Origin of the sequence: Lysinibacillus sp. NPDC094177 (genome assembly GCF_050279145.1) — a bacterium.
Lineage (GTDB): Bacteria > Bacillota > Bacilli > Bacillales_A > Planococcaceae > Lysinibacillus.
Genome location: NZ_JBNNTW010000005.1, coordinates 277,338 through 295,408, shown reverse-complemented (window position 1 = coordinate 295,408; position 18,071 = coordinate 277,338). Strand labels below are relative to the sequence as shown.

19 protein-coding genes and 1 pseudogene are annotated in these 18,071 nt (G+C 35.0%); 12 read left to right on the top strand and 8 right to left on the bottom strand.

Annotated features, from left to right (window positions below; translation table 11 throughout):
* Positions 1-21 precede the first annotated feature (21 nt).
* From ACQKNC_RS11260 to ACQKNC_RS11250, 3 genes and pseudogenes are all read left to right on the top strand, one after another.
* Positions 22-624 carry a hypothetical protein gene (locus tag ACQKNC_RS11260; RefSeq protein WP_427424931.1) on the top strand — a complete coding sequence of 201 codons (603 nt, stop codon included), beginning with the start codon at positions 22-24 and terminating at the stop codon, positions 622-624.
* Between the two features lie 254 nt (positions 625-878).
* Positions 879-974 (top strand): annotated as a pseudogene (locus ACQKNC_RS11255) (hypothetical protein); the annotation flags it as partial.
* Positions 975-1,236: 262 nt separating this feature from the next.
* The gene (locus tag ACQKNC_RS11250; protein WP_427424930.1) at positions 1,237-1,386 is read left to right on the top strand and encodes a hypothetical protein; all 150 of its coding nucleotides are present in this window, start codon (positions 1,237-1,239) and stop codon (positions 1,384-1,386) included.
* 365 nt (positions 1,387-1,751) lie between these two features.
* Here the strand turns inward: ACQKNC_RS11250 and ACQKNC_RS11245 are convergent, their stop codons facing one another.
* On the bottom strand, positions 1,752-2,090 hold the full coding sequence (locus ACQKNC_RS11245) for a hypothetical protein (protein ID WP_427424929.1): 339 nt from the start codon (positions 2,088-2,090) through the stop codon (positions 1,752-1,754).
* A 121-nt stretch (positions 2,091-2,211) separates the two neighbouring features.
* On the opposite strand from ACQKNC_RS11245, the gene ACQKNC_RS11240 reads away from it, so the two are divergent.
* Both ACQKNC_RS11240 and ACQKNC_RS11235 read left to right on the top strand, forming a co-directional pair.
* A complete protein-coding gene (locus ACQKNC_RS11240; RefSeq protein ID WP_427424928.1) occupies positions 2,212-2,565 on the top strand; it encodes a winged helix-turn-helix transcriptional regulator in 354 nt (117 codons plus the stop codon).
* A gap of 1,156 nt (positions 2,566-3,721) precedes the next feature.
* The gene (locus ACQKNC_RS11235; RefSeq protein ID WP_427424927.1) at positions 3,722-4,702 is read left to right on the top strand and encodes an NAD(P)-dependent alcohol dehydrogenase; all 981 of its coding nucleotides are present in this window, start codon (positions 3,722-3,724) and stop codon (positions 4,700-4,702) included.
* 219 nt (positions 4,703-4,921) lie between these two features.
* On the opposite strand, the gene ACQKNC_RS11230 is transcribed toward ACQKNC_RS11235, so the two are convergent.
* Together ACQKNC_RS11230 and ACQKNC_RS11225 are read right to left on the bottom strand one after the other, a co-directional pair.
* Positions 4,922-5,290, bottom strand: coding sequence for a DUF2809 domain-containing protein (locus ACQKNC_RS11230; protein WP_427425011.1), 369 nt, complete (start codon positions 5,288-5,290; stop codon positions 4,922-4,924).
* Between the two features lie 213 nt (positions 5,291-5,503).
* Positions 5,504-6,079: a GNAT family N-acetyltransferase gene (locus ACQKNC_RS11225; protein ID WP_427424926.1), complete on the bottom strand. Its 576-nt coding sequence runs from the start codon at positions 6,077-6,079 to the stop codon at positions 5,504-5,506.
* A 376-nt stretch (positions 6,080-6,455) separates the two neighbouring features.
* Here ACQKNC_RS11225 and ACQKNC_RS11220 point away from each other — a divergent pair, with 376 nt between their 5' ends.
* Entirely contained in the window at positions 6,456-7,211 is a 756-nt protein-coding gene (locus tag ACQKNC_RS11220) for a class I SAM-dependent methyltransferase (protein ID WP_427424925.1), read from the top strand.
* Between the two features lie 101 nt (positions 7,212-7,312).
* Here the strand turns inward: ACQKNC_RS11220 and ACQKNC_RS11215 are convergent, their stop codons facing one another.
* Complete coding sequence (locus ACQKNC_RS11215) at positions 7,313-8,092, bottom strand: DUF1266 domain-containing protein (protein WP_427424924.1); 780 nt, start codon at positions 8,090-8,092, stop codon at positions 7,313-7,315.
* A gap of 557 nt (positions 8,093-8,649) precedes the next feature.
* Between ACQKNC_RS11215 and ACQKNC_RS11210 the strand changes: the two genes are divergently transcribed.
* Complete coding sequence (locus tag ACQKNC_RS11210; protein ID WP_427424923.1) at positions 8,650-9,495, top strand: MBL fold metallo-hydrolase; 846 nt, start codon at positions 8,650-8,652, stop codon at positions 9,493-9,495.
* Positions 9,496-9,610: 115 nt separating this feature from the next.
* Here the strand turns inward: ACQKNC_RS11210 and ACQKNC_RS11205 are convergent, their stop codons facing one another.
* Both ACQKNC_RS11205 and ACQKNC_RS11200 read right to left on the bottom strand, forming a co-directional pair.
* Positions 9,611-11,020 carry a sodium:solute symporter gene (locus tag ACQKNC_RS11205; RefSeq protein ID WP_427424922.1) on the bottom strand — a complete coding sequence of 470 codons (1,410 nt, stop codon included), beginning with the start codon at positions 11,018-11,020 and terminating at the stop codon, positions 9,611-9,613.
* The gene (locus ACQKNC_RS11200; protein WP_427424921.1) at positions 11,021-12,337 is read right to left on the bottom strand and encodes an aspartate aminotransferase family protein; all 1,317 of its coding nucleotides are present in this window, start codon (positions 12,335-12,337) and stop codon (positions 11,021-11,023) included.
* 264 nt (positions 12,338-12,601) lie between these two features.
* Between ACQKNC_RS11200 and ACQKNC_RS11195 the strand changes: the two genes are divergently transcribed.
* The 5 genes from ACQKNC_RS11195 (at position 12,602) to ACQKNC_RS11175 (ending at position 16,353) form a co-directional block, all read left to right on the top strand.
* Positions 12,602-13,486, top strand: a complete 885-nt coding sequence (locus ACQKNC_RS11195) for a LysR family transcriptional regulator (RefSeq protein ID WP_427424920.1) — start codon at positions 12,602-12,604, stop codon at positions 13,484-13,486.
* Between the two features lie 312 nt (positions 13,487-13,798).
* The gene (locus ACQKNC_RS11190; protein ID WP_427424919.1) at positions 13,799-14,347 is read left to right on the top strand and encodes a PadR family transcriptional regulator; all 549 of its coding nucleotides are present in this window, start codon (positions 13,799-13,801) and stop codon (positions 14,345-14,347) included.
* Between the two features lie 63 nt (positions 14,348-14,410).
* Complete coding sequence (locus ACQKNC_RS11185) at positions 14,411-15,106, top strand: ABC transporter ATP-binding protein (protein WP_427424918.1); 696 nt, start codon at positions 14,411-14,413, stop codon at positions 15,104-15,106.
* 11 nt (positions 15,107-15,117) lie between these two features.
* Positions 15,118-15,828: an ABC transporter permease gene (locus ACQKNC_RS11180; protein ID WP_427424917.1), complete on the top strand. Its 711-nt coding sequence runs from the start codon at positions 15,118-15,120 to the stop codon at positions 15,826-15,828.
* A 105-nt stretch (positions 15,829-15,933) separates the two neighbouring features.
* The gene (locus ACQKNC_RS11175; RefSeq protein WP_427424916.1) at positions 15,934-16,353 is read left to right on the top strand and encodes a VOC family protein; all 420 of its coding nucleotides are present in this window, start codon (positions 15,934-15,936) and stop codon (positions 16,351-16,353) included.
* 286 nt (positions 16,354-16,639) lie between these two features.
* Here the strand turns inward: ACQKNC_RS11175 and ACQKNC_RS11170 are convergent, their stop codons facing one another.
* Together ACQKNC_RS11170 and ACQKNC_RS11165 are read right to left on the bottom strand one after the other, a co-directional pair.
* A complete protein-coding gene (locus ACQKNC_RS11170) occupies positions 16,640-16,993 on the bottom strand; it encodes a cupin domain-containing protein (RefSeq protein ID WP_427424915.1) in 354 nt (117 codons plus the stop codon).
* A gap of 21 nt (positions 16,994-17,014) precedes the next feature.
* Positions 17,015-17,929 carry a class I SAM-dependent methyltransferase gene (locus tag ACQKNC_RS11165; RefSeq protein ID WP_427424914.1) on the bottom strand — a complete coding sequence of 305 codons (915 nt, stop codon included), beginning with the start codon at positions 17,927-17,929 and terminating at the stop codon, positions 17,015-17,017.
* Positions 17,930-18,071 lie beyond the last annotated feature (142 nt).

Genomic DNA, 18,071 nt, shown 5'->3' with positions numbered 1-18,071 from the left:
ATAGGAAGGAAGTCGATTCAGATGAACATATTTGACACTCAAACGCTTACAGATACGCTCACAGTCATTTCAAAATCCTATGTGATGAATGAACTGACAGACACACCAAGCACCGTAGAAGGCTTTGTAACGAACTCAGAGCTTAATGATGAAAGCAAGTTCCATTTCCATTCCTTGAGTCAGTTCAAGCGTGGTGACTATATCAGTATTGATGGTAGTTACTACCTTGTGACAGGTGATGTAATAGCTCACAGGGGCTTTAAATACAAGTCAGTAGTAGAGTATTGCAATGGGTTCTTTGAGCTTACTGAGGAACAGCGTATAAAGGTAGGCACTGATGCAGTTGGTAGACCAATCTACAAGACTGAGATTGTTGTAATTGGGCAATCACCAATAATCGCAACGTATCGAGATATGAAGCTAACTGAGGACAGTATAACAACAGCTTCTAAGAATTTGATAATCACTATGCAGGACAACCTTAGTAACAGGACGAACTTCCAAGTGAACGCTACTGTGAGCCTGTTTGGTAGGTCGTACAAGGTGATTGACAGTGAGGTTGCTAAGGTTGGTTTGCTACAGCTTAGAGTGACGACTGAGGATGTTATGTTGCCTGTTAAGTAGCTATAACGATACCCCTAGTTGAGTAAATCTTACCTTACCATGTCATTTTTCACACGCACATAAAAATGGCGTAGTGTGGTCTTAATGGATATAACGATATACTAGTAGTTGAGTAGGGAGCTAGAAATGGCTCTCTTTTTTTGTTTGGAAAAGCTTAGGCACGTCTAAATTATTGTGAATAATAGTGTTGTAAAACACCCTCTAACCTGCTACAATTAAGCTTAGAAAACAGTGTGGATTTAAGAGTTGCACTGATATTTGAACGGACAATAAACCCTTATGTAAACGGCATTAACCGCGTGCTGTATGATATTACATCTAAGCCACCTGCAACTATTGAGTGGGAATAGAACTGTTCAGTAATATAAACTAAACAGGTAATAAACGCAGTCAATGTCTAACGTACAACTATTTATTTTTCAAAAATTAAACTCTCTTTTAGTTATTTAGAACAAATAACTGGAAGGGGTTTCTTTTTTTACTAAGTTTTTAACGATATATGCAAGGTTATGCAGTACACTAATAAAGTAAAAAGGTGTACATCTGTAAAATAAGGTATATTATATTTGTTGAATAGATTCTCTTTAAAGAAAAGAAAAGTAGGTGAACAAAGTGGGGAAATATCAATTGGATACCAAAGGTAAGGTGGCTGTGGCAAAGTATCATGAAAAACACAAGCCTGCCAAATTTGATAAAAAGCAGCAACTTGAAAAAATACGTGCGGAGTATTTGAAAAAGAAGCAAGAACAAACAGATAAATAATATGAATGAAAACATAGGAAGACTAAAATCTCCCTATGTTTTTCTTATTCGAAATTCTTTTTTTCAATTGATGATAGAGTTTATTATTCTCCTAAATTTCAGATTCGGTGACAAAAAAACTTGTCATCAGATATCCATTCCTCACTAAGCGCCCAAAAGGTAAGAAAGCCTAGTGTTTTTACAAAAAAACATTAAAATGAGAACTAGCTCTGGTTAGATTCTTGACCATAAGCTGTAGTAGTTATATATACAAAAAGAGTTAGATGCAAACAAAAGTTACGAGCTAAAGATTGGATAATCTTTTAACGAATCTGCACCGAAAGGATGATTTACTATATATAGCCAGCTTCCATCAGTTTGCATTCTTACGATTTCCGAAGTATGTCCTTGGAGTTGTACAGATCTCCCGTCATTGTCCACCGTATGAAGGATAAAATGAGCGCGTAGTAAAGCGATATTTTTAAAAGGAATGCAATATATGTGTTTTTCGAGACTATAGTACCTTGCAGTTGTAACAGATTCTCAAGTGTGAATCGTAGATGATTGATACCTTGTTCTTTGCCACCGTTTGGGTTAATCAGAATGCTGTTCTGTTCGTATAATGCAAGAAGATTCTCTATGTTATTTGAGTTATATGCATTAACAAATGCAACATTCATATCTTCCGGATTCATGACAGGACGTTTTTGTATAGGGGATGTCATAAATATCGCCTCTTTTCATGTTATTTATGTTACACTACTAACTTATCTTAATTTTTGTAATTATAATAAGTACGCATAAAAAGATGACATAGTCATAAAAATCTAACTAGTGGAGGAAGCTATGCCGTATCAGGATGATGTTTTTGATTGCCCAGTAGAAGTGGGTCTACATATGATTAGTGGAAAGTGGAAATCTCGTATCATTTTTGAACTGTTGAAGGAAACTAGACGTTTTGGTGAGCTTCATCGTCTAATTCCCCAAATGTCCAGGAATGTTCTGACAGTACAATTGCGGGAGCTAGAGAAGAGCGGAATAGTAATACGTACAGTTTTCCCTTCTGTCCCACCAAAGGTAGAATACACCTTATCGGATTTCGGAAAAAGTTTAGAACCTATTCTTGAACAAATGATAGTAATGGGTGAAAAATATATCGCTTTACAAAAGAATGAAACGGAAGATAATACAGAAAGGTAATTTTACCGTTACAAGTAGTTGACCCTTCCACAAAAACAAAGGAATTGTAATTGGTGTAGTAGGTTAGTTTATAAACGAGTCTGCTACGCTTTTTCATTTAGCTAATGGTTGAACATACTTTCAATATAATTTCGCATACATAAAATGTACTCTTGAACAACATTATGAGCATATGGATACAATTTGCCAAATAAAGAACATTTAGAGTTGTGGTTGTGGTAATATCTGTCCCTGGTACTGGATTTACAGGGGATGTAGCAATCATTAGTCTAGGGATTCAACGCTTGCATTGAACACCTTATCGTTACCTTTTGATATGCCTGACTACTTTTAAAAGATAACATTGTTCGACTACTGGTAGCTTTACTTAAATATGGTCCACTATTTTTCGTTGATATAACAATAAAAAAAGCAGTCCAGAACGCTATGCGAATTAGTCTGCTAATTAATACTCTATTTGTAACGTTTCTCTCCATTATCGGAACCCGTTATCATTTGGATGCAGTCTTATTTTTTTCTAATCAGTGTATCCACAAGAGGGATTCCAAACACAACAACAAAAATCGTTAGAATTAACATGGCTTGAAAAATAAAATACGCAACTTGATCGAACATCATATCACTCCTTCTTTTCTTGATAATTCCTACCTTATATTCTGTAATTATCCAGCTCCTATTGAAGAGTCAAACTAAACTAATAAAACACAAATCATTTGTGCTTTTTATAATATAGTTTACTTCATTACAACGTATGTATGCGGTCGATACTATTTATATTTTGAGAATTGCAACAATAGGGCACGATTGTTGAATAAGCTTCGCTGTTCTTCTTAAACTAACTGAGGGCTTTACTTGAAGATCATTGAGTTGCAATTACAAATTTTTTTATTGAACAAACTGGAGTTTTTTTAAAACGCGATGGGTGATTTTTTTCAAATTTTGCTACTAAACTTTTCGGCAATTATTTGGTCATGTAGACAGTAATTTGAGAGAACTGCTCCGAAAGAGGTGCCTTACTTCAAGATGGGATTCCACAGAGATCCCATCTTTTTCTTCTTAAAATACGAAGCAAGTTAGTGCATTAAGTACAGTTTTTGGAATAGTGAAACGTATAGTTCATATGATATTAAGAATTATACGAATCGGAGGAGTTTATATGAAAGCAATTGTATACACAAAATACGGTCCCCCCGAGGTTCTTCAACTGAAAGAAGTTGAAAAACCTGTTCCAAAGGAAAATGAAATTTTGATAAAAATAAAAGCGACGACTGTAACAGTAGCAGATATTCGATCACGAAGTTTTACAGTTCCTCCTGCTTTTTGGCTGCCTGCCCGAATCACACTCGGTTTCAAACAACCCAAAAAAGAGATTTTAGGGATGGAGTTAGCTGGAGAAGTTGAAGCAGTAGGGACAAAGGTAAAAAAATTTAAGGTAGGTGATCAGGTTTTCGCGGCATCTCTGATGGGTTTTGGTGCTTATGCAGAATATAAGTGTCTGCCAGAAGATGGCCCTGTATCTCTTAAACCCAACAATATAACTTTTGAGGAAGCTGCGGCCATTCCAATTGGGGCACGTACAGCCTTATTCTTTCTTAGAAGAGCGAACATTCAAAGCGGACAAAAGGTCCTTGTTTATGGTGCTTCAGGAAGTGTAGGAAGTTATGCAGTACAAATTGCAAAGTTCCTAGGAGCAAATGTTACAGGGGTATGCAGTACCTCAAATTTAGAAATGGTAAAATCTCTAGGAGCCGACAAGATAATTGATTACACTGTAGAAGATTTTTCAAGTACAGGAGAAACTTATGATCTGATTTTTGAAGCAGTAAACAAAAGTTCATTCTCTGCTTGTATGAAGTCCTTAAGAAAGAGCGGTACCTATATAAATATCACTGAAGTGTTACCCGATATTCGAATGCTATGGACTAAATTGACAAGTAGGAAGAAACTGCTTTTGAGTAAAAATGCCCCTGAAACTCCCGAAGCATTAAACTTCCTTAAGGAACTTGTTGAAAAGGGAAAGTTAAAAGTGGTAATTGATAGGTCCTACGCATTTGAAGAGATTGTGGAAGCTCATCGGTATGTGGAGAAAGGGCACAAGAAAGGAAATGTCGTCATAAATGTGGAAGAAAACAAATAAATAAAAAACTAATGATTGAACGCACTAGGCAATCAAATATCATGGGCCTGTAGTGTATATGATCATATCGGTACAAATAATATGAAGAAGTGTAATTCAACTAAAAACAGTGGTTTTTGTTGAATAAAGACCACTATAAATAATCACAAACTTTGTAAAAACTGTATACCGGTAATGCTAAAAAAGATTAGTTGCTTTTTTATTCTAAAACTAAATTATTTAACTTCGAAGAATGAACCTAAGTACCAATGCATCTAAAACAGTAGCGACTATTATCCCTACTGTGTATCGAGCCAAATCCTCTACAAGAAAACCTTTCCCAAGTATCAAAGACCCGAGCGTTGTCCCGCGGATCTGATTAATCCAGTCTTCCTGATACAACTGACTAAATTCAATGCCGAAGCTAAACAAAAAACTGAGCCAAATGGCTGTTAGGGTGCTCTTACGCACTAGCAACAATCGAAATCCGAAATAGACCATCATAGCCCATAGCATATCCCCAGCGTTCTGCGCCACAAATGACGGAAGTAGGTTGCTCCATTTTCTGGAAGTTAGGCCTAATATGATAGTGATAATAACAGCAATCATATAGCCTATTCGCATGTTACGGTAGTGCAAGTTGCTAGATTTATGCTCATTAGTCAATAAGATCACTCTTTCGGCGTGTTGATATTAATGCATTAAGATTCATTATCTCATAAATGGTGTCAGCAAGATTATGTTTTTATGCACTTTTGAAGAAATGGTCAATTTGTACAATACATTATAAGATGAAACTAGGTAAATAAGAGTCATAATTCATTATTTATCTACGTTGTACTCTTCTTGAAGTAATCCGTATATTTCTAAATCCACAACACCTTTACCAGACCATAAAGTAGCTTGTCTTAAAAGTCCTTCATGTAAAAAACCATTTTTCAGGAGCACCTTTTTAGATGCTTCATTTAATGGCATAATCTCAGCCTGTATGCGATTTATATTTACTTCCTCAAATAAAAATTTGACAAGTATTTTAACTGCATCCGTCGCAAGGCCCTTACCCCAAAAGTCCTCTGCGAAAAAGTAACCAATCGTCACCATATTCACTTTTTGATTAAAATCCATTGCTTCGATAATGCCTACTAATTTATCGCTTTGAGACTTTTGAAAAATGCCCCATTTAACTCTGCTTTTCTTCTGATAATCCCTGTGGAAATGACCAATCATTTTACCTACTGTTTGGATATTATGTTTCGGGATGATCCCGCAATATTCAAAGACTTTTTCATTATCATAGATCGCAAATACTTCCTGTAAATGTGCATCTTCAATTTTTTTTAACACAATATTTTGGGAGCTTAAGATTGGGAACTCTGCAAACACTTTTTCGATATTCATAGTATTCTCTCCTTATTTATTCTCCGTTTAGTTAAGGGTAATATTCAATTGAGTTTTGAATCCTTACCATAATTCCTCACTATTGAAGATAGAATATTTTTGGTAATTTATAATATTTAGTACATTATATTGTAGAATTGATTGAAAATAAATACATTTATAGAATGGGAATCTTTAAATAAATCAACCACAAGCTATGTTGAAGATTGAAATATAAAAATTGCACTATCTCTCTGTAATATGTATAATTTTACTATATTATACAGAAAGCGAGTGATTCATGATGAAAGTCAGCTCTATTTTTCCAACAAACAAATATAAGGTGTGGAAGAAGTAAGAATAATAGATTCTTCTGCACGAAATCGGAGGAATTGAAATGTATAGTAATTACGGACCTTTATGTACAGAAGTTTATGATTTGACAAAACCAGTAGGATATGCAATTGGTGGGGATATTGAATATTATCTTGAACGATTAAAAGGAACTAAGGGAAAAGTACTTGAAGCGGGAGTAGGCTCTGGACGCTTCCTAATTCCTTTACTTGAAAATGGATATGATGTTGAGGGAATCGACTACTCACCTGAAATGTTAGATATATGCCGACAACGCTGTAAAGATAGAGAGTTCACGCCAAATTTATATGAAGGTAACTTGACCAACTTTTCATTAGACTCAAAATATGAAGTGATTGTTATGCCGACAGGTTCGTTCTGTTTAATCGAGAATTCAAAAGATGCGATGGATGCATTAAAATGTTTGTATAATCATTTAATACCTGGTGGCCGCCTAATTGTAGACTTGCTTTTACCTACAGACTGGCAAACAGGGGAAATTACATCATCCTACTATGAAATTTCGCAAGAGGAAGGAATTGCACTAGAAAGAAAAGCCGTTGAAATGAACTGGATCGATCAATATACGCTAACCGTTTTAAAATATGAAAAATGGAGAAATGGGAAATTAATAGACACGGAATTACAAAGGTTCCCATTAAGGTGGTACGGAATAGAAGAATTCCAGCTTCTATTAACAAGCTTAGGTTTTTCTGATATTACTTGCTCCGTTGAATATGTTTATAACAAGAAGCCTTCAAAAGAGCATTCACTAATTACATTTGAAGCTGTTCGGTAAATAAATAAACCTGCTAGATTTTAGCTAAGAAAGTAGCTAAATATCTAGCAGGTTTTTGTTTTAATCATATTTCATTTTTTTGCTCCAAGCAGTACACTCGCTCATACCTTGTCCAATGTTAAGTTATTGACTTCTTGTGCAGTTGATCGCTGAATGCTAAATTCATTCCAGATTGAGTCTTTTTCATTCAGCAATTCTTTTCCACCCCAAATGATGTCGTAAATGTCACCCTCATAAGCAATAGCTCGACCAAAGGCAAATGAAATAAAATAGTCTTTCCAAGATTGGAAGAAATGGCTACCTGCATCTGCTGCTCTTGCAATGTAGCCCCATGCCTGATCCTCTGTAATATAACCTAGTATGTAGCTCCATCTTGCAATATTTACAGCTCGGTCAAAATCCCAGGCAGCAATAGTGTCCACCTTGTCAAAATCGGATTTCGCAATGGAAAGCTTTTTCATCATCGCTTCTTGGGCTGATTCGTAGCATATCTGCGATTTTCCCACTTCCGCCTCTGTAAAAGATTGGCCAGCTTTCAACGCCATAAAAAGCTGATCATACCTCGAACGATGTCCTTCAGTAAGAAGCCATTCTAGGGTTTCTACAGCCTCTTCCGGATTACTAACGTCCCAGTATGAAGAAAGACCTTCCTTCAAAGTTTCATGATCTACTTTTACTGATAGGATCCGAGGCGATTCAGACCGATAGAGAGCGAGATTGGCACCGTAGGCAAGCAAATGCTGTTTCTCCTTCGGTAAAGGGTTAGCCATCTCCATGTCTACTCGCATTTTTTTAGCATTCTTCTTAATTCGCTTGCTAGTTGTGATTAAACCTACAATAAGTAAAAACACAATCACTACAATAATTCCTACAATGTACATAAAGGTCTCCAAACTATCACGTTCCTCTCCATGTTTTTATTTCGTACAATTTAAATCAGAATCATTCACTTTGAACAAAGGACAGTAAAATTATATATTTATAGGTAATAATATACAATACGACTATTTTATTACTTGTTAACGTAAGTGAAGATGACATTTGTAGGCGTATTGGCTTTGGCACGAGTGATTGAAAGGAACTAAAGAAAGGGGACATAAAACGGGAGTTGATCCTGGGCATTTTTAAAAATTTTACTTGAAAAGGGAAATAAGTTTTGATTAATGCTGATAGATCTGTTCTGTTTAATAGAAAATTCAAGTGATGCTTATATGTTTTTAAACATAAAGCTAGCGAACAGGAGAGATTATTACATCACTATCGAGTGAAGAAGGAATTGCATTAGAAAGCAAAACCATTAAAATAAACTATAACTGCTAGATTTTAGCTAAAAAAGTCGTTAGTTTTGAATAATAATCCATTTTTTTCTTGTATTATTTTTACTGTATAAAGGAAAAATATGATTGTCTACAATTCAATGAAGGAAGAAGGGTTTCCCATGCATAAAGATATGAATTATGGTAGCGACTTTAAATATATTCCAGCAACTTCAATATGGAGCGGAGATGGTGTAGAAGTATTGCCTGATTTATACCAACATACGATTCAATTTGTTAATATCGTACTCTACGGTGAACCTCATAAGAGAGAGTTCGTATTAGTTGATGCAGGAATGCCAAAAAGTGCAAAGGAAATTACTTCAATAGTCGAGGAGAGGTTTGGGTCAAATAGTCGACCTAAAGCATTAATTTTGACACACGGTCACTTTGATCATGTAGGGGCGATAATTGATCTAATTGAACATTGGGGTATGCCAGTTTATGCCCATCCTTTAGAACTACCTTATTTAACTGGTCAAAAAAATTATCCTGAACCTGATCCTGTTGTAAATGGTGGCTTAATAGCCAAAGTGTCATCCATTTTCCCGAATGAAGCTATTAACTTAGGAAACAACGTTGAAGCGCTACCGTCCGATGGCAGTGTTCCATTTATGCAAGGTTTTCGTTGGATTCATACTCCGGGTCATACGCCAGGGCATGTATCTTTATTTCATGAAGAGGATCGGGCGTTAATTGTTGGAGATGCATTTGTTACGGTTAAACAAGAGTCGCTATACAAAGTGTTGCTACAAAAAAGGGAAATTAGTGGGCCGCCACGATATTTCACGACGGATTGGCAGGCTGCTTGGGATTCAGTAAAAAAATTAGAAGCACTAAAACCTTCAGTTGCTATTACAGGACATGGATTACCAATGAAAGGGGAAGAGCTTACTAGAAATTTGCATAAGTTAGCGACTGAATTTGAGCAGATTGCTTTACCAAATCATAGCAAATTCCTCAATTAGCATTTCTAAATTAATTATCATAAAAAAGCTGCATCTTCAATTGTTAGATGTGTCTAACTATTGGAGTGCAGCTTACTTTGTGTTTGTCTTATGAACTTGGAGCTTTCAATAGTATTTACTTATAAACGGACGTATTTTCCTTGTTCACCTCAATGTTATTTTCGGGAATAATAAGTGTGAAACCAACAATAACAACGAGTCCAGTAATTAAACCATAAATAATCGGTAGTGTAGAAGTAATTCCAAAAATTATAAATGAAACAAAGATAACTAGTGAACTAGCGATAATAGAATAGAAAGCAGCTTTACTTGTTACACGCTTCCAATAAAGGCCGACGATGAGAGGTACGAAGATAGCGCCTGATAAAATTGCGTAGGCCATATCTAATGCCACTAATATGTTTTGAATCCATACTGAGAAAATGATGGCTAACACACCTAAGCCAAATATGACAATTCGCGATGTATTAATAATATCTTCATCAGTCATATCTTTTTTAACGTATACCTTAATAATATCGTTCGTAATTAGGGTCGCAGAGGCAAAGATAGCACCTGAAGCGTTTGACATAAGTGCAGAACAAACACTAGCAAGAACAAGCCCTAACAAGCCTGGTGGAAGAATTTCTAATGCAAGACTAGTAAACGCTGATTGGGAGTCCCCTAGATTTGGAAGTAGTACAAGAGCGCACATACCTACAATACTTAGTACTAAACCATATAAAACACTGTATAAACCGGCCGAAATGGCACTCCTTTTCGCTACTTTTTGATTTCTCGCTGTAAATACACGCTGCCAGATGTCTTGAGAAACCATTAGACCAAAGAAGTACAATAAAAAGTATTGGAAGATACGATCCCAGCCGATATTTGTAAGGCTAAGATGTGCTTCTGGCACACTACTAAATAAAGCTGTTAACCCTCCGACACTGTTTACACTAAACGGGAACATAATAAAAAATACACCGATAGTCATTACTATAAATTGTATAATATCAGTTAATGTAATACTCCACATACCGCCTAGGATTGTATAAAAGAGCACGATCCCTCCGCCAATAATCATAGATGGAATAAGGGACCAGCCCAGTAACACGTGAATAACATTTCCCATACCAATTACTTGTGTTACCACGACCATAAGGGTATAGATGGCTGTAACAATAGCACTGATAAGTTGAGTACCTTCTCCAAAGCGCTTTCCAAGTAACTGACTAATAGTAAAAACCTCATAACCGCCAATTTTATTAACGACGAAAAGACCCAAGGCAGCTATACCAAAGCCCATCATCGAAACAAACCAAAGACCAGAAACCCCGAAATTATAGCCTAATGTCGTGGAGCCCATAGTAGCTGCACCACCAATAATAACTGCCGCTAAACAACCGACATGACTGTAGTATCCTAGTCGACTTCCTGCGAGGACAAAATCCTTTTCAGATTTCGCTTTTTTAACTCCAATTATTCCGATAATCATTAAGACACCGAAATATAGTAGAAGAACAAAAGTATCCAGTATATTCATTTATTCACCCCCGAAACTTAATTCTAATTCGTATTCGGTAATCGCTTCGTCAAGTAAAGAAATTCCTAAGTCTAAATGTTCTTTATTTATATTTAATGGAGGCATCATTCGGATTACCTCTCCCTTGTTACCACTCAAATAGTAAATAACCCCTTTGTCCAGACACTTCTCCAGGATGTTCATTAAGCCCTTACCATTTGGTTCTCGTGTTTCAGGATGAATAATTTCAATTCCTAGCATCAAACCAATTCCACGAACATTTCCAATCGTGGGATGTTTTTCTTTTAAATGTATTAATTTATTTAATGCATAGTCACCTAATATTCTAGCATTTTCCACTAAACCTTCTTCTTCCAAAACGTCTATTGTAGCGCATGCGGCTGCACATGCGACAGGATTTCCGCCAAATGTAGTACTATGGCTACCAATTGTCCATTGTTCCATTAACTCCCTTGAAGCTACTGTTGCGCTAAGGGGCAAGCCACTGGCAATTCCCTTTGCAATCGCCATAATATCTGGTGTCACACCAAATCGATTTGCCGCAAACCAGCCACCAGTTCGACCAAAACCAGTCTGAACTTCATCAAAGATTAATAAAATTCCGTATCGGTCACAGATTTCTCTTATTTTTTGTAACCATGCTTTTGGAGGGATAACATAACCGCCTTCTCCGAGAACAGGTTCTAAAATAACAGCTGCTACTTCATCCGGAGACACTTGATGATTAAATAAACGTTCGAAATCTTTTTCAACATGTTCTGACCAATATTCATCATGGTTTAAACCATCTGGTGTTTCCGTTAATTGAGCATAAGGTAATTGATATGTCATGTTTGCTCCAACCGGTAAATTCCTTCTGTATTTACTTTTCGATGTAGTAAGACTTAAGGCGCCCATCGTTCTTCCATGGAATCCTCCAAGGAAAGAAACAATATAAGGTCTCTTGGTTACATGTCTTGCTAATTTTACTGTACCTTCGATTGCTTCAGCTCCGCTATTTCCAAAGAAAAAACAATCTAATGGGTCTGGTAAAATCTCTCTCAATTTCTTAGCTAATAGAATAATTGAATCGTAATTAATAATACCGATAGGACCATGAACTAAATGATCGACTTGTTCTTTAATAGCTGTAATTACCTTTGGATGTCTATGCCCCGTATTTTCTGTAGCAATACCTGAAGTAAAGTCTAGATACTTTCTACCGTCGACTCCTATATAAAATAATCCCTCCGATTTTACTACCTGAAGATTTGGAAAATCCTTTGCCATTGTAGGTGCTAATAAACCTTCTTCGTTAATGTTTTTCCAATCAATCATAATCTCATCCCCATTCCGTTAATGTTGAAAGAATTTTCTCTTAATTCAGAAAAAACGTCAAATGCCAACCATAAGAAATTTTAATAGTTGAAAAATAGTTGATATAGCAGGATAGAAAGAAATAATATCTAAATCGACCTTGCATAACACTCATAATTTCTTAAATGGAAGAAGACTAATTATTACTTTATAATGGAAATATATCTTGGGTTATTATGTGGGAATTAGGGGAAAGTAGACGGTGATTTAATGGAACTAAGGAATTTGAAAACCTTTCAAGTGGTTGCAGAAGAATTAAATATCACAAAGGCTGCTAAAAGATTAGGGTATACACAGCCAACTATTACGCTACAAATACAATCGTTAGAAAAAGAACTGAAGCACACACTTTTAACTAGAGTTGGTAAAAAGACTCTTCTAACTACTGCTGGAAAAAAGCTAAAAGACCATGTCGATAGCTTATTTATCTTTATTGATAAGATAGAAAAAGACATGGAAGAGCTACATGGACCGTCTGGCATTCTTACTATTGCTGCCTCAGAATATTATTGTACTCAACATCTTTCACCGATTGTAAAAGCTTATTTGGAAATCTACCCGACTGTGAAAATAAGTCTTCTTCCACTAAATAGTGTACATGCTATTAAAAGTGTGAGAGACCACGTAGCGGATATTGCTATTATTGCGAATGAGTGTAATGATATCGATATTAGTAAAACTTTTTTAGAAGAAGAAAAGGCTTTCTTAGTTGCTTCTTCTGAAATTAGCAAAGAAAGAAGTTTTCATGAAATTCTAAGAGAAGATACCTTTATCTCCTACGACTATCATTGTAGTTTCAGTAATATCATAGAACAATACTTCAAAAAAGCCGAATTTCAACCTCAGTCCACTATTATGGTAGGTGGCAGCGATGAGATGATAAAGCGTGCTGTGTTGAACGGAACAGGCTATGCGATTTTAGGTCAAAATGCTATTGAGAATGAAATACAAGATGGTTCGATCAGCATCCTCCAACGTGTTTCAGAATCTATCATTACATCAGCCATTAATTTAAAAGTTCGCTCAAATGAACCGAATATACTAAGGTTTAATGAATTTTTACAAAATGCCTGGCCAGTTAGCAATAATCTTAGTGAATCTTTAAATTAAATTGCAAAAAAGATAATTAGAAAATGGGGAATGCAAGTTTGCATTCCCCATTTCTTACTTTCTATTCTGGATATATTTTACTTATTTCAGTAAAATAAAAAGACTGTAGCAAAATTAAATTTGCTACAGCAGGAATTGGTTTATGCCCTTTGATAGTGCAATACCATTCATTTTACCATAAAAAACATTATTATGATGTATTTTGTTTTTTTTGAATAATGATTATATAGTAAATAATTAAATGGCTTGACAAAAAAATGCAGAATCGTTATATTCAATTTATTCAACGTTGAATATAAAAAGGTGATTATTATGACAAGACTATTAGTTCTTGCTATGTTGGGGCTAAAACCAATGACTGGCTATGATATTAAAGTGATGCTTGAATTAAGTGACGCTGAACGATGGGGTGGTGTACTAATCGGCTCGATCTATAATGCTTTAAAGAAGCTTGAAAAAGATGGTTATATAGAGGTGGCTAGTATTGAATCCACGGGTCATAGACAAAAAGCAATTTACCAAATTACTGAAAAGGGCAAGGCACATGAGCAAGAATTAATTATCGAGGCTCTTGAAAAATCCTCTGTAGCTTATCCTACAACTTTGTATTCTGGAGTATCCTTTGCATTTAAACTGCCAAAAGCTAAAGCTGTGGAAGCATTAGAAAAGCAGAAAATAATTTTGGAACAAGAAGAAAAGGCAATCCATACTGGCTATGAGGCGAAATTGATTGCTATGCAAGGGGAACTGCCAGCTTTAACCCAACTAGCATTTGATAATATGCTAGAAATTGTGAAAGTACAATCAAAATTTGTCCATCAAGCTATTGAAATAATGAAAAAAAGTAACTCTCTCGAATGAGGGAGTTAAAAAATAGCCATATATTCAACGTTGAATATACAATATGAAGTAAGGAGAGAAAATATGAAAAAGCTCATTAGCGCTAGTCAATTAACGAAAAGTTATAAAGCTCGGTGTGTCGTTGATCATATAAATGTTGACATTAAAAAGGGGGAGGTAATAGCTTTGGTGGGCACAAATGGTGCTGGGAAAACTACAACAATCGGTATGCTTCTTGGCATTATTCCTCAGGACAGTGGAACGATTGAATACTGGACATCAGATTACAAAAAGGAAATAGGTACGCAGCTTCAATCAACCCCATTTTTCGAAGGCTATTCTGTAGAAGATAATGTGAAATTATTTGCGGCATTCTATGGAATATCGCTAACAAAAAATGAAATTGATGAAAAACTCGCCACTTTTGATTTATTACAGGTCAAAAAAACGCCTGCTATCAAATTGTCATTAGGACAGCAAAAACGGCTAGCAATTATCGTGACAACTTTGCATAATCCTAAACTAGTAATTTTGGATGAACCTTCTGCAGGATTGGACCCTAGGGGACAAAGGGAAATTCAACAAATCATTAAACGTTTAAAAGATAGCGGAGTAGCCGTCTTATTTTCTTCCCACGATATGTTGGAGGTAATGAATGTAGCTGACAGAGTGTTGATTATGCATCACGGAAAAATAGTAGCAAACGGCTCGCCTGATGGATTAATGGAGCACTACCAAACTCAAAATTTAGAAGAGTTATTTTTTGAATTAACGAAGTGAGGAGCGAGAAAATGAAAACTGTTTTCGTATTAAATTTGAAATCCAGTATAAAGGATATGTATTTACTATTTTGGTCTATACTAATGCCATTTGCTGCGATTATTGCTTTAAGGATATTTTTACCGAGCTATGCAGGAAATTATGTAGAAGGAATCATTGCCGTTAGTGTATTTTTTTATTCATTTATGACCACTGCTTTTATAGCGTTATCGCAAAGAAAACGAGGTGTTTATAATTTACTTCACGCTACACCTATGCCTTTATGGAGATATATTGTCAGTATTTCGAGTTCATGGGCTATAGTAGCAATTATCTTATCTTATATAGTGCTTCTATTCTCTATTGCTATCAATCATCTAAATTTTTCTTTTAATATCCTCTTCTATATGGCACCGATTATTCTAATAGCTTCATTAAGTTTTGTTTTTTTAAGCTTTTTTATTTCAAGTATCGTGAAAAATGAAGGACATTTAAGTATGACTGCCAATGTATTGATGATACCAATGCTACTTTGTAGTAATGCATTTTTTACAATGGAAAAAGCGCCAAATCTTATACAATATATTAGTTTAGTAAATCCATTTGAATGGTTTTTAAATGGCATTAAAGCCGCATTTCTAAATAATTTTAGTATATGGGGGGAATCTTTACTCCTTTTAATAGGATGCTTTGCATTAACACTTATTATTTCCTTAAAAACATTCAAGTATAGTGACCAATAAAACTGAAGTTATTTAATCTTTGCTTGAAATTATGGAACTGCCTTGAAGGGATAAAAAGGCTAAGAATTGAATAATTCAGTAAAGATACTGGAGAGGGCGGATTAGATGAGTGAAACGTTAATTAGAATAGGAACTACTTATATTCCAGTTAGCAATGTAGAATTATCATGTAATTGGTATGTAAGTAAATTGGGAGCGGAGTGTAGTTACCAAGATAGTGATAAAGCTATTCTTAATTTTGCCAATCAAAGTATTTTTCTTGTTAGATCATTGAACAATCAAAGCTCAAATTTCATTGATTGCTATGGCGAAGAACATTTTTCGATAACCTTTGAGGTTGATGGAAAAAGTGCATTAGAGATGATACGGAAAGTTTTTTTCGATAAAGGAATTAGAGTTGGAGAAGTTGAAAATAGGGGAAATGCGGGGAGAAATTTTGTTTTTTATGATTTAGACGGAAATAAATTTGATGTGTGGAGTGAGCTGAGTCCTAAATTTAAAGAAAAATACGAGGATAGAAAATAAGATTTGAAAGAAGTAGTTCGATTCCACTAAATTTCCTAGGCAATTATTTAAATTCTTTCATTTTATGTGATCCAGATGGAAATACACTAGGGGTTTGTCCAATAAACTATATAGAAACACTATTTTCTGAATAGTGGATTTATAGAGGGTCACTTATTATTATAAGTGACCCTTAGTAACAAGCCTTGGAGGTGTAAGACTAAACCATCTTACATTACTAAAATATGATACGATGTTATTCTTGCATAGTTAATTGCCTGAGAAATAGTTTGAAAATATTAGTTCGTCATTTTAAAGGCATAAAAGCTGCGGGATTTAATTGTTCAGATTCTATCACGATGGCAATTAATCCTTTAGCCGATTTTGTTTCATGCCATTCGTCCTTCTCCCAAAAAATCGCGTCACCAGGCTGAACTTGAAAATATTGCTTCTGTTCATTTCTTACAAATCCTTCGCCTTCTACAATTAAGAGAAGTTGGGGAACTACAGCTTGGTGATAGCCAATAACACCGTTTTCTTCTAAATACATACAACCGATACTAGCTGATGCTTCAGTGTTGATAATGCGAGAAATAATGAAATTTGAATTAAACTGTGAGATGTTTTTACCATTTATATTAGAAAATTGATAAAACTTCATTAGATTCCTCCAAAATTCAATTTATTTTTTCACAGCATGAAGGTAGTGAATCGTTTCAAAGGCTGTTAGATCATCTTTACGATTGTTAAAATAAAGCCCATTAATTGTATCTGGAGATAAATGCTCATAAATTAGTAGCCCTGAGTTTTCTAACATTTTTTCCATTTCTTTATAAGTAAAACATGATTTCATTGGTTCGCCACTTGCTGCAGCCATTTTCACCATGTTATCTACTCGATTCGAAATTCCTTTTTCTTTAAATAAATTATCATCTGCATAATCCAGTACGATGGAACTTCCTGATGGAACATTGGCAAACAAATGGTCGATCAAGTTTGAAGTTTCCTCTTTCGTTAAATAATAAGAAACGCCTAGTAGACTAAAGAAAGTTTTTTTATTGTCAAAGCCGGTATCCATTAGATTTTGATATGAAAACTTTTTAGTGAAATCCATCGAAACGAAATGTACATTATTAGGAAGCTTTAAATTAACTTCAGTCAGTCTACTCTTCTTAAATTCCTGTGTTGCAGGGTGATCAATTTCAAAGATTTCCAAAATATTTTCAAGTTCCGGATGTCTTAAGCTAAATGTATCTAACCCTGCTCCGAGTATGACATATTGCTGTAAACCTAACATGACTTCATTCAGTAAAACTTTTTCACAATATGCTGCACGTGCCAAGGGTGTAGGGGAGAGCTGAGTTTGCACAATCCATTTTAATAGCTCTTCAGTATTTCCATTTAATTTTTCTTCGATTTCTTTGTTAAAAAACTGTATGCCTTGAACCATATTTGTTTGGATATCATTGAACTCTTTTTCTGTGATCAATTCTTTTGCAAGGTAGTCATCAAATATTTTATGGCTATCAAATTGACTATGATAAGCTCTACTAAAAGCCGAGATTAATGAAGTTAAACTGGATTCACCTTTATTCATACAAATACACTCCTTCAAAAAAAAATAGGATTCCCCTGGCCAGGAGAATCCTATTGTATAAATAAATTACTTAAAAGTAAATTATTGCATAAAAAAATTTTTTTGTCAAGTATTATGTGTTATAGAGCAACTGAGTAAAGAA

Excerpts from the sequence above, each read along its gene's own strand:
- ACQKNC_RS11260 (WP_427424931.1), top strand. The coding sequence starts at position 22 with ATGAACATATTTGACACTCAAACGCTTACAGATACGCTCACAGTCATT.
- ACQKNC_RS11245 (WP_427424929.1), bottom strand. The coding sequence starts at position 2,090 with ATGACATCCCCTATACAAAAACGTCCTGTCATGAATCCGGAAGATATG.
- ACQKNC_RS11240 (WP_427424928.1), top strand. The coding sequence starts at position 2,212 with ATGCCGTATCAGGATGATGTTTTTGATTGCCCAGTAGAAGTGGGTCTA.
- ACQKNC_RS11235 (WP_427424927.1), top strand. The coding sequence starts at position 3,722 with ATGAAAGCAATTGTATACACAAAATACGGTCCCCCCGAGGTTCTTCAA.
- ACQKNC_RS11230 (WP_427425011.1), bottom strand. The coding sequence starts at position 5,290 with ATGATTGCTGTTATTATCACTATCATATTAGGCCTAACTTCCAGAAAA.
- ACQKNC_RS11225 (WP_427424926.1), bottom strand. The coding sequence starts at position 6,079 with ATGAATATCGAAAAAGTGTTTGCAGAGTTCCCAATCTTAAGCTCCCAA.
- ACQKNC_RS11220 (WP_427424925.1), top strand. The coding sequence starts at position 6,456 with ATGTATAGTAATTACGGACCTTTATGTACAGAAGTTTATGATTTGACA.
- ACQKNC_RS11215 (WP_427424924.1), bottom strand. The coding sequence starts at position 8,092 with ATGTACATTGTAGGAATTATTGTAGTGATTGTGTTTTTACTTATTGTA.
- ACQKNC_RS11210 (WP_427424923.1), top strand. The coding sequence starts at position 8,650 with ATGCATAAAGATATGAATTATGGTAGCGACTTTAAATATATTCCAGCA.
- ACQKNC_RS11205 (WP_427424922.1), bottom strand. The coding sequence starts at position 11,020 with ATGAATATACTGGATACTTTTGTTCTTCTACTATATTTCGGTGTCTTA.
- ACQKNC_RS11200 (WP_427424921.1), bottom strand. The coding sequence starts at position 12,337 with ATGATTGATTGGAAAAACATTAACGAAGAAGGTTTATTAGCACCTACA.
- ACQKNC_RS11190 (WP_427424919.1), top strand. The coding sequence starts at position 13,799 with ATGACAAGACTATTAGTTCTTGCTATGTTGGGGCTAAAACCAATGACT.
- ACQKNC_RS11185 (WP_427424918.1), top strand. The coding sequence starts at position 14,411 with ATGAAAAAGCTCATTAGCGCTAGTCAATTAACGAAAAGTTATAAAGCT.
- ACQKNC_RS11180 (WP_427424917.1), top strand. The coding sequence starts at position 15,118 with ATGAAAACTGTTTTCGTATTAAATTTGAAATCCAGTATAAAGGATATG.
- ACQKNC_RS11175 (WP_427424916.1), top strand. The coding sequence starts at position 15,934 with ATGAGTGAAACGTTAATTAGAATAGGAACTACTTATATTCCAGTTAGC.
- ACQKNC_RS11170 (WP_427424915.1), bottom strand. The coding sequence starts at position 16,993 with ATGAAGTTTTATCAATTTTCTAATATAAATGGTAAAAACATCTCACAG.
- ACQKNC_RS11165 (WP_427424914.1), bottom strand. The coding sequence starts at position 17,929 with ATGAATAAAGGTGAATCCAGTTTAACTTCATTAATCTCGGCTTTTAGT.